Below are 10541 nucleotides of genomic sequence, written 5' to 3' on the forward strand. Positions count from 1 at the left end.
TGTTCTTGTTCTTGTTCTTGTTCTTGTTCTTGTTCTTGTTCTTGTTCTTGTTCTTGTTCTTGTAAAGGATAGTCTTTAGGAGGATCTCTATCTTCAAAATTCTCTACTCTAGATTGAGAATCAACAACATCAAGATCTCTCAAAAGTTGATTGAATTCCTCCTCATCTTCCTGCTCTTCTTGCTTTTCTTCCTCTTTCAAAATGGATGTTTTCTTGATCTGCAATAAAAAATTTAAAAGTTCATTGGGTAAAAAGGGTTTTCTTATGACAAAAGGAAAAATGATTTCATCTTGTGTTTCTGCAGATTGAAGAAAAAGTATCTTGTCTTTTGGAAATGCCCTAAGCCCCTCTTTCATCCCCTCATCCAATACGCCATCATCGATAATAATCAAATCAAAATAATCAGGATGGATATCATAGATATTAAAATTATCCCTAACTTGCAGTTGGCAATCAATCTTTTTGCTCGTGACTTCTATTAATTTTTGAACAACTTGATTTGTGTTAATTAACAAAATCTTCACAGAAACTCCCAAAACTCTAAAATTTTTTTTGGATTATAGCTGTTAAAATTTCAAAGATATTTTTGAAATAAGGGTAAAAATGGATTTTTTCAAGAAAAAAATATGTCTCACAGTTTTATGTTTTACATTACAAATGACCACTCTCAAATCCAATGAAATCTTATATTTTATGCCCGATGAAAGCAAAAAAGCTCTCACACATCTTATTTCTCTTATCAATGGGGCCAAAGAAAATATCAATATTTCTATTTATAGTTTTACCAACAAAGAAATCGCCAAAGCTCTCAAAAAATCAGCTCTCCGTGGCGTTTCTGTCAATATTATCTATGACAAATCAAGCAATTTTAAAAATCCAAAATCCACCCTTGGCTTTCTCTCCAAATACAAAAATATACACACATGCCTACTTGAAGGAGATTCTAATCAAACAAAATACAAAGGACTTATGCATCAAAAAATGGCAATCATTGATCGTGATGTTTTAATCCTTGGTTCTGCCAATTGGAGCAAAAGCGCCTTTTCAAACAATTACGAAACCCTTTTTATGACATCCAACCCTCAAACGATTGAAAAGGCGTTGCAATATTTTGGTCAAATGTTTTCTCGTTGTGTTCCTTATTGAGACAAAAAAAGAACTTTAACAAACCCAAAAGCCCGAATCATTTCTTGCTGAAAATGATAAATCACAGATCCCACGATCATCATAAGGATCAAAAACCCAATAGCAATTTTGATGGGAAAACCAATCGCTAAGAGATTAAATTGTGGATTGGTTTTCATAATCATCCCAAAAATAATATCACTCAACAATAAAATCCCCATCACAGGAAAAGCCATTGCAAATCCCACAACAAGCATACTTCCAAAAGCGCTGATGCAATAAGTCACAAACTCATTTTTAAGAGCAAAAGTTCCTAGTGGCAAAGTATCAAAGCTTTGCGAGATCAAGATAAAAATCCCATGATGAAAGTCCAAACTCAACGCCACAACAAGTGCTAAAAGCATAATGACTTGGGCTATGATAGGCTTTTGATTCCCACTGATTGGATCATAGGCACTTGCCATTGTAAGACCCATTGAGAAACTCATCAAATCCCCTCCAAAAGCAATCGCAGAAAACACAAATTGTAAAATCATCCCCACACAAAATCCAAGCAAGATTTCCATGCCACCAGCAATCATAAATTCAACAAGAGTCAAATCATATTTCATCTGAGGAACAAGAGGGAAAAATAAAATCGTGCAGAAAAAAACCAAACCCGCTTTGATGTTTGCAGAAATAAACTGATTATCAAAAAAAGGAAAAAAGGCAAAAAGCCCGCTAAAACGCAACAAAAGAAGCAAAAAAGCCGCAACATTGTTTTGCGTTAGGATGTTGAGAAATTCCATCTATTTACCTCTTATCTCACCAACTCTTAGAGCTTGCCTCTCCCACAATTTCATCAGCCATACTAGCCACTTCTTTTGCGATTTTTTCTGTTTTGTCTGCGACCTCAACATTTTGTCTTGTAACATTTTCTAGCTTAGAAATTGCATCATTGATCTTTGAAATACCCAATGCTTGCTTGCCGATACTTTCACTCATTTCATCAATAGCTTGAGCCAAAATATTTGCATTTGCCTCAATCTCTCCCAAAGATTTCTGAGTGCGCTCTGCAAGCTTTCTCACCTCATCTGCCACGACTCCAAATCCTCTTCCATGCTCTCCGGCTCTTGCTGCCTCAATGGCTGCATTGAGCGCCAAAAGATTAGTTTGATCGGCAATGTCGCTAATAATATTAACAACTTCACGAATATCTGCAGAATATTGTATGACTTCTTGCGTTTTTGCACTGACCCTACCCATCGCTTCGTGAATCTTGCGCACATGATTTGCACTCTCTTGGAGAGAGTTAAATTGCTGAGAGCTTCCATCAAAAAGGGTTTGCACAGATTCTTTGAGGGTAAGCGATGAGCTTTGCAATTCTTTTCCTTGAGTCAAAGAGTTTTCAAGCATTAAAGCCAAAGAATCTCTGAGCGCATTAATATTCTGAACCAAAAAATCAAATGCTCCTCCCTTACAAATCCCTTTAAGCTCTAACTTCTGAACATAATCATAGGAAGTATATGCCTGCAATGCCTGATTGGTCGCTAAAAAATGCTCTTTTGTTGCCCCAATCATTTCATTGACACTTTGCTTAAACTCCTCAAGGGCTGTATTGGTTGTTGAGTGCTTAATATTTGTATCATAATCTCCCATTCGCACCTTATTGGCTACATCTTTTGCCTCAAGGATCAACGCATGGTCAGCTTGAATTTGTGATTGGATATTTTGAATATTTTGATTGATCATATCCGCCATCACCCCAAATTCATCTTTGGAATCTAGATAAATCAAAGAGGCTCTTTTTGTTTTTCCACTCAAATACGAAAAAAAGGACAAAAGTCCATTTTGGATCATCTTGATAGGATCAAGCAAATAACGGATTGCAAAGAAAAGAATGATCCCTACAAGCAAAACAAAAACAATTGTGAGAAAAATTTGCTTTTCAAACAATGCATCTAATCTTGATGCATAATCATCTTCAGCCAAAGAAGAACACACAAGCCATCCTGTTTGTGGCAAAGAGGAGCACATTTTTCCAAGTGCAGATCCTCCTGTAGCGCTATATCTAAAAGGCACACTATCCCCCACCTTTTTATAAGTCTCAACCAATCCCCTCACCCCATCATGATCTTTTAGCAGAAGTTCTGCTTTGGGATATACGATCAAAAAATTCCGATCATCAATCAAAAAATCATAAGAATTGGGAGACATTTTGCTTTTGGAAAGCTCTTCTCGAATCTTCTTAAGAGGCAAATCCCCACCAAGCACACCGACTAATTGCCCATTGATCACAAAAGGAAAAGCCACACTGATCACGACTTCTTTTGTGTATAAATCAACATAAGCTCGTCCTATGTTGCCCTTTTTGTTTTGGATCGCTGCTTTATACCACTCACGCTTTCTTGCATCAAACCCATCTTTTTCCATTGTGAGATAATGAGGCTTTTGTTTATCCTGACTCACAACAAGAGCGCGTCCATTATCAGCAAATCCAAAAAATACACTGCTTAAATCAGAGGCATCAAAAAAAGCAACAAGCAAGCTCTCCAAAAGTTTGGGGCTTTCAAATACTTCAGGTGTCATATTTTTCAAAAATTTTTGAAATTCTTCTTGCACACGATCGATCTGATTTGTAATAAAAACCTTATTGTTATTGACTTTCTGTCTTTGATTTTCAATAATGACATTAAAAATTTGATTTTTTGCCTCTTGATAGGACACAAAAGAAAAACTTGCAAAACCGATCAATGCCAATAAACCAGTCAGAAGGGTTGTTTTCCAAACAATACTTTTAAACATAAAACCTCCGCATACAATCCATCCAAATCGGAATTTTAACGCATCAAATCTTGTCTAATAAATTGTTTTATCAGATCTGCCACTCTAGAAATTTCCTCTTCCCCAAGATGCTCTCCCATAGGCAAAGACACGATATCCTCACTCCATTGTTTTGCCCTAAATTCCTCTTCTTGACTCAAAGGAACAGGATAGTGAATCCCGCATTCCACGCCATGAGTGTGCAAAAACTCCATAAAGGCTTTGCGTTTGTTTCTCTGCTTCAATCGCACGACATAAAGATGCCAAACACTCCTTTCCCATTGATCCAAAACAGGCAATACCAAAAACTCATCCAATCCTTCCAAATATCGATGATAAAGCCTTGCATTCTCACGCCTAATCTCATTCCATCGTTTGATGTGCCCAAGCTTTACACTCAAAATTCCAGCCTGAATCCCATCCAATCTTGAATTACGCCCAATACGCAAATGCTCATACTTACTCTTCCCTCGTCCATGATTTGCCAAAGATCTAGCACGCTCAAAAACCTCATCACAAGATGTTGTAATCGCCCCACCATCTCCATAGGCTCCTAGATTCTTCCCAGGATAAAAACTAAAGCATCCCACATCTCCAATATTGCCTGCATATTTTTTCTCTCCAAAAACTTCTATCTCAGCCCCATAACTTTGCGCACAATCCTCAATCACTTTCAACCCATATTGCCTAGAAAGCTTAAGGATTGGTTCCATCTCACAAACCCTTCCATACAAATGCACAGGCATAATGGCAGAAGTCCTATGGGTTATTTTTGATTCAATTTTTTTCACATCAATGCAATAATCTTCTCCACAATCCACAAATACAGGTTTTAATCCCGCATTGACAATCCCCTCCAAAGATCCAAAAAATGTATTCACAGGCAAGATGACTTCACTTCCAAGTGGGAGATCAAGGGCCTTTAAAGCAAGCTCAATGGCATCTGTTCCATTTCCCACCCCCAATGCATATTTGATTCCCAATTCTTGTGCGAATTCTCTCTCAAAACGCTCCACATACTCCCCACCCACAAATGCCCCTTTTTCTAAAATCTCCAATACAATCTCATTGATTTGGTCTTTAATGCCTTGATATTGAGACTGCAAATCCAAAAACTTAATCATCTTACTATTCCTCTAATACAAACTCTTAAGATCAATTTGATATTTCTAAGCAATTATAAGATTTGTTATAAAATTCCATCTCACTAAAATCTACAATCAAAAAGGATGATTTAATGGCAAAACATACCTTTCAAACTCAGATCACACAATTATTAGATCTTATGATTCACTCTCTTTATTCCAACAAAGAGATTTTCTTGCGTGAGCTTATCAGCAACGCTTCTGATGCTCTTGACAAACTCAATTACCTCACACTTACAGATGAAAAATACAAAAACTTCCCCTTCTCCCCCTCGATCACAATCAGCTTTGAAGAAAATAAAAGTATCACGATTGCTGATAATGGAATCGGGATGAATGAGCAAGATCTCATCGATCATCTTGGAACGATTGCAAAATCTGGGACAAAAAGCTTTTTGGAATCTTTGAGCGGAGATAAGAAGAAAGATTCTGCACTCATTGGGCAATTTGGTGTTGGATTTTACTCAGCCTTTATGGTGGCAGAAAAAATCGTTGTACAAAGCAAAAAAGCAGGAGAAGACAAGGCTTATGCATGGGTGAGCGATGGAAAGGGAGAGTTTGAGATCACTCACTGCATCAAGGAAGAAAATGGAACAGAAATCACGCTTTACCTCAAAGAAGAAGACAAGCATTTTGCCTCCAAATGGGATTTAAAAAGCATCATCGATAAATACTCTGATCATATTGCTTTCCCTATCTTTTTGAAATATACAGAGACCAAAACAGAAGAAAAAGAAGGCAAAAAAGAAGAAATCATTGAAGAGAAAAACGAACAAGTCAATTCTGCAAAAGCTCTATGGAAATGTGCCAAAAGTGAGCTAAAAGAAGAAGATTACAAAGAATTCTACAAATCCCTCACTCATGATTCTAATGATCCAATGGCTTGGATTCACACAAAAGTTGAAGGAAACTTAGAATACACCACTCTTTTTTATATCCCCAGCAAAGCACCCTTTGACCTTTATCGAGTCGATTACAAATCAGGAGTGAAGCTTTATGTCAAACGCGTTTTTATCACAGATGATGACAAAGAGCTTCTTCCAACTTACTTGCGTTTTGTAAAAGGTATCGTAGATACAGAAGATCTACCTCTTAATGTTAGTCGAGAAATCATCCAACAAAACAAGATTCTCTCCACCATTAAATCCGCATCTACCAAAAAAATCCTAAGCGAAATCGCAACGCTTGCCAAAGATGAAGAAAAATACAAAGATTTTGAATCTCAATTTGGAAATGTGCTCAAAGAAGGACTTTATAGCGATTTTGAAAACAAAGAAAAGATCCTAGAGCTTTTAAGATTCCATTCTCTTAAACAAAATCAAAAAATCTCCCTCAAAGCCTACAAAGAAGCAATGGCAAAAGACCAAAAGAGCATCTACTACCTTTTGGGCAATGATTTGGAAGTCCTCAAAAACTCTCCTACGCTTGAAAAATACACCAAAAAAGGCTTTGATGTCCTGCTCTTGGCAGAAGAAGTTGATTCGTTTGTGATGCCAAATGTCGGAGAGTTTGACAAAATTCCTCTTAGAGATATCACTTCGACAGAAGCTCTAAGTGAAGTTCAAGAAGAAATCAATGATGAGACAAAAAAAGAATTTGAATCTCTCATAGAAGTTTTCAAAAATCATCTCCCAAGCGAAGTGAAAGAGATCAAATTGACACAAAATATCGATTCTCCTCTTTGTCTACTTTCACAAGCAAGCAATCCAATGATGACAAACCTCATGGCACAAATGGGCCAAAAAATGCCTGATGAAAAGATACTTGAGCTCAATATCTCCCACCCCATTATTCAAAAACTCAAAGAGATCAAAGATCAAGAAAAACAAAAAACTTTCATCACACTTCTTTATGGCAATGCAAAACTACTTGAAAATGGAAATTTAGGAGATGCAAAAGAGTTCTGCGCCAAACTCAATGACCTTATCCAAAGCAACCTGAGCTAAATGGATTTTTCAGTAGAATGATTTTTTGCAAAAAGGAGAAATGATGAAAAAAATAGCTTTAATTTTCTTTGCGATTGCATCTCTTGCAATCGCATCCAACCAAGACTTCAAAGACAAAGTAAGCAAATTTGTCAGCCAAAAAACCCAGAGAGAGATTGAAGTCAAAGATGTTTTTGATCTAGATGGAAGCAAAGATCTAAAAGTCATTATCCTCAATGACAAAAAGGACAAAACAGAAATCGCGGTTTTAGGGACGCAAGATGGAAACATCATCATTGGTCTTTCTAATGTCTTTTTGTCCAAAAGCGACAAAGATCTTATGATCTTGGCTGAAGCCTATCAAACAACACAGCCCAAAGTCGAGCCACCAAAACCTGAGGTCTTAAATCAATTTTTCTCTTCTCTAGCAAATGATCGCTTGATCTCTCTCAAATCAACAGCAAAAAATCCAAAACAAACTTACTATCTTGTTTCAGATCCTAGATGCCCAGGATGCCGAAAAGAATTGGGAGAGATTGAGAAGAAGCTCAAAGATGGAGATGTTAAGATCTTGCTCGTTTCTTTCTTAGGTGAAGAATCAGCTTATAAAGCAAAGTTGATTTATGACAAGCTTGCAAGCATTAAAAGCGATTCTCAAAAACTTAAAATTATGCGAGAAATTTACAACCCAGAATACAAGCTCACTCCAAAAGACAAAACAAAAAACATCGATCTGATTCAAAAAAATAATGAAGATGTTGCAAAAGCAGGCATTCAATCTGTTCCCTTTGAACATATCATCAAAAAATAGTGCAAAAGTGTAGCCATTGTCAAAACTCCTTTTCCATTGACGCACTTCAAGAGTGCGTTGATGAGGGAAAAACTCTCTATTTTTGTTGCAATGGATGCAAAAGCGTTTATTACCTTTTAAAGGATTGCCATACTCAAGCATTTTATGACAAACTTCAAGGCACAACGCTAACTCCGCCTATCCACAACCTCTCAAATTATGACTATTATGACTCCCAAGCCTTTCAACAAAAATACATTCGCTCTACCTCCGATCGATCCCAAATTACAATCCTCATACACAACATCCATTGTTCTGCCTGTATCTGGCTCAATGAAACAATGCTCAACAAGCTTGAAGGAGTTATTGAAGCACATATCAACTATACCAATCATCGTGCAACAATTGTTTGGAATCCCAACAAAATCAATCTCAGCCAAATCATCCAAACAATCTACTCTTTGGGATATGAGGTGAGCGTAGGCGAACAAATGGAACAAAAGGCCAAAGAAGAAAAACAGCTCTTTTTCACAAAACTTATTGTTGCAATTTTTTGCACAATGAATATCATGTGGATCGCAATCGCACAATATAGTGGCTATTTTCAAGGAATAGCCCAAGAATACTCACTTCTGCTCAATTCCGCCTCATTCTTGCTTTGCACACCTGTTGTTTTTTTCAGCGGAAGCGTGTTTTATCTCAGTGCTTTTAAAGGACTAAAAGCTAAACGTGTAGGGATGGACTTGCTCGTATTTAGCGGAAGTTTGATGACTTATTTATACTCAATCTATGCCTCACTTATTGGACATGAGAGTTATTTTGAGTCTGTGAGTATGATTCTCACCTTTGTGCTTTTGGGAAAATTTCTAGAAAACAAAGCCAAAGAGACAGCAGGAGAAACACTACAGAATCTTTCGCTTCAAATCCCTCAATCTGTTCGCGTTGGAGACAAGCTCCTCCCTCCTCAATCAGTCTCTATTGGAAGTGAAGTTGAAGTCCTTGTGGGAGAAAAGATTATCATTGATGGCATCCTTCAATCTCCCTATGCTCTTGTTGATGAGTCCTCTTTGAGCGGAGAATCTAAGCCTATTGCCAAGAAAAAAGGAGATATCCTTCTTTCAGGAAGCATCAATCTTACGCATAATATCCTTTATCGCACAACACACAGCTTTGAGCAAAGCACGCTAAGCACGCTTATCGAACTTGTCCAACAATCCCAACATTCCAAACCCCGCATCCAAGAAATGGCAAATGCGATTTCTTCAAGATTCTCTCAAAGCGTGTTGCTTGTGGCATTGCTTACTTTTTGTGTTTATTTTTTCTCTCTTCATCTCCCCCTTGATGAAACGCTCAAAATCGCTGTAAGCATTATCATTATCGCCTGCCCTTGTGCTCTAGCACTTGCCACACCTATTGCCAACATCACAGGCTTAACACAAGCCTATATGCAAGGAATCATTTTCAAAAAAGGGCGTCACCTCGAAACTCTTGCCAAAATTGACACCCTCTGTATCGACAAGACAGGAACGCTCACTCAAGGCGAACCTAAACTCATCCATCAAATCCACTTTCACCCCTACGATCCGCTTCTTCTTCAAGCATTTCTCAGCAAAGATCTTCATCCAATCGCAAAAGGGATACTCGCCTCACTTCCCAAAACTTCTTCTCCCTATGAAATCACAACCTTTGAGCACATTCCATCTCAAGGCATCAAGGCTAGCTCTCCATTAGGAGAATTGGTGGGTGGGCACTTAGAGTTTTTACGCTCCCTCAAAATCCCCATGCCCACTTTTGAAAAACACTCTGGAAGCCTCTTTGCTTTTGCACTAAATGGGCAACTTATAAGCATCTTTTTCTTACAAGACACACTCAAACCGCATGCAAAAGATCTGATCCAAAACCTCCAAAAACAAAACATTGATCTCATGATTGTCAGCGGTGATGAGGAAAATGAAGTCTCAAGAATCGCTCAAGAACTTCAAATCTCAGCCTACTATGCCAAACAAACCCCTATAGACAAAGCCAATATCATCACCTCTCTTCAAGCACAAGGAAAAAAAGTAGCAATGATTGGGGATGGGATCAATGATTCTCTTGCTTTGCAAAAAGCTCAAGTCAGTATCACGATGGCAGACAAAAGCGATTTAGCGCTTCAAAGTAGTGACATCATCCTTCTTCAAGATAAACTCACAGGGATCCATAAAGCCATCAAAATCGCTCAAAATACTTATAAAACGATCAAAACCAATATCTACTTTTCTCTCTTTTACAATACTCTAACTATTCCTCTAGCGATTCTTGGTCATATCTCTCCAATTTTTGCAGCCCTTAGCATGAGTGCTAGTTCTCTCATCGTTGTATTTAACTCGATGAGACAAAAATCAAAGACACCAAGAATCTAAGAAGATAGTGACCTATGCCACGATGATCGATCAATATGCGGTTATCTTTCTAAACAAATGATTTAGAAAGATTCCCCCGCTCCATTTGTTTTTTATGTGTGTTTTAAATTCCCCGCTTTTATTCCATCCCCATTTTGTCGATCTTTTGAGACCTATACTCTTTAGTTTTGTATCCTTTGCTCTTTGCTCTTTAGTTTTTAGTTTTTACTCTCAATCCAATCTTTTGCTCTTTTATTCTTTGATCTATCATTTTTGGGGAGCAAAGAAGCTTTTGGGTTTAAGTAGAAGCAGGAATTGCTTCTACTTAGTGAAATATCTTTTAAGTGGATTGTCTTTATTTTCCTAGCTTCAT

General features: G+C 37.5%; 8 protein-coding genes. 4 read left to right on the forward strand and 4 right to left on the reverse strand.

The window, feature by feature from the left end:
* The coding region (locus LW137_RS06835) for a hypothetical protein (protein ID WP_233034804.1) at positions 1 to 524 on the reverse strand (524 nt) is incomplete at its 3' end.
* 79 nt (positions 525 to 603) lie between these two features.
* Here LW137_RS06835 and LW137_RS06840 point away from each other — a divergent pair.
* Positions 604 to 1146, forward strand: coding sequence for a phospholipase D-like domain-containing protein (locus tag LW137_RS06840; protein WP_233034815.1), 543 nt, complete (start codon positions 604 to 606; stop codon positions 1144 to 1146).
* Here the strand turns inward: LW137_RS06840 and fliR are convergent.
* Genes fliR through LW137_RS06855 form a run of 3 tightly spaced genes read right to left on the reverse strand, consistent with a single transcriptional unit; the run spans position 1140 to position 5051 of the window.
* Positions 1140 to 1913, reverse strand: a complete 774-nt coding sequence (gene fliR, locus LW137_RS06845; RefSeq protein WP_233034825.1) for a flagellar biosynthetic protein FliR — start codon at positions 1911 to 1913, stop codon at positions 1140 to 1142. The genes LW137_RS06840 and fliR overlap by 7 nt on opposite strands.
* A gap of 16 nt (positions 1914 to 1929) precedes the next feature.
* Entirely contained in the window at positions 1930 to 3909 is a 1980-nt protein-coding gene (locus LW137_RS06850; RefSeq protein WP_233034834.1) for a methyl-accepting chemotaxis protein, read from the reverse strand.
* A 35-nt stretch (positions 3910 to 3944) separates the two neighbouring features.
* On the reverse strand, positions 3945 to 5051 hold the full coding sequence (locus LW137_RS06855; RefSeq protein ID WP_233034836.1) for a DegT/DnrJ/EryC1/StrS family aminotransferase: 1107 nt from the start codon (positions 5049 to 5051) through the stop codon (positions 3945 to 3947).
* A 113-nt stretch (positions 5052 to 5164) separates the two neighbouring features.
* Between LW137_RS06855 and htpG the strand changes: the two genes are divergently transcribed.
* Genes htpG through LW137_RS06870 form a run of 3 tightly spaced genes read left to right on the forward strand, consistent with a single transcriptional unit; the run spans position 5165 to position 10189 of the window.
* Positions 5165 to 7018, forward strand: coding sequence for a molecular chaperone HtpG (gene htpG, locus LW137_RS06860; protein WP_233034838.1), 1854 nt, complete (start codon positions 5165 to 5167; stop codon positions 7016 to 7018).
* Between the two features lie 43 nt (positions 7019 to 7061).
* Positions 7062 to 7808 (forward strand): hypothetical protein, encoded by a 747-nt coding sequence (locus LW137_RS06865; RefSeq protein ID WP_233034840.1) that lies wholly within the window; start codon positions 7062 to 7064, stop codon positions 7806 to 7808.
* Entirely contained in the window at positions 7808 to 10189 is a 2382-nt protein-coding gene (locus LW137_RS06870) for a heavy metal translocating P-type ATPase (protein ID WP_233034842.1), read from the forward strand. Before LW137_RS06865 ends, LW137_RS06870 begins: the two co-directional genes overlap by 1 nt.
* The last annotated feature ends 352 nt before the right edge of the window (positions 10190 to 10541 follow it).

Source organism: Helicobacter kayseriensis (assembly GCF_021300655.1).
Lineage (GTDB): Bacteria > Campylobacterota > Campylobacteria > Campylobacterales > Helicobacteraceae > Helicobacter_G > Helicobacter_G kayseriensis.

Coding starts and splice junctions, on each gene's coding strand:
- LW137_RS06840 (WP_233034815.1), top strand. CDS start 604: ATGGATTTTTTCAAGAAAAAAATATGTCTCACAGTTTTATGTTTTACA.
- fliR (WP_233034825.1), bottom strand. CDS start 1,913: ATGGAATTTCTCAACATCCTAACGCAAAACAATGTTGCGGCTTTTTTG.
- LW137_RS06850 (WP_233034834.1), bottom strand. CDS start 3,909: ATGTTTAAAAGTATTGTTTGGAAAACAACCCTTCTGACTGGTTTATTG.
- LW137_RS06855 (WP_233034836.1), bottom strand. CDS start 5,051: ATGATTAAGTTTTTGGATTTGCAGTCTCAATATCAAGGCATTAAAGAC.
- htpG (WP_233034838.1), top strand. CDS start 5,165: ATGGCAAAACATACCTTTCAAACTCAGATCACACAATTATTAGATCTT.
- LW137_RS06865 (WP_233034840.1), top strand. CDS start 7,062: ATGAAAAAAATAGCTTTAATTTTCTTTGCGATTGCATCTCTTGCAATC.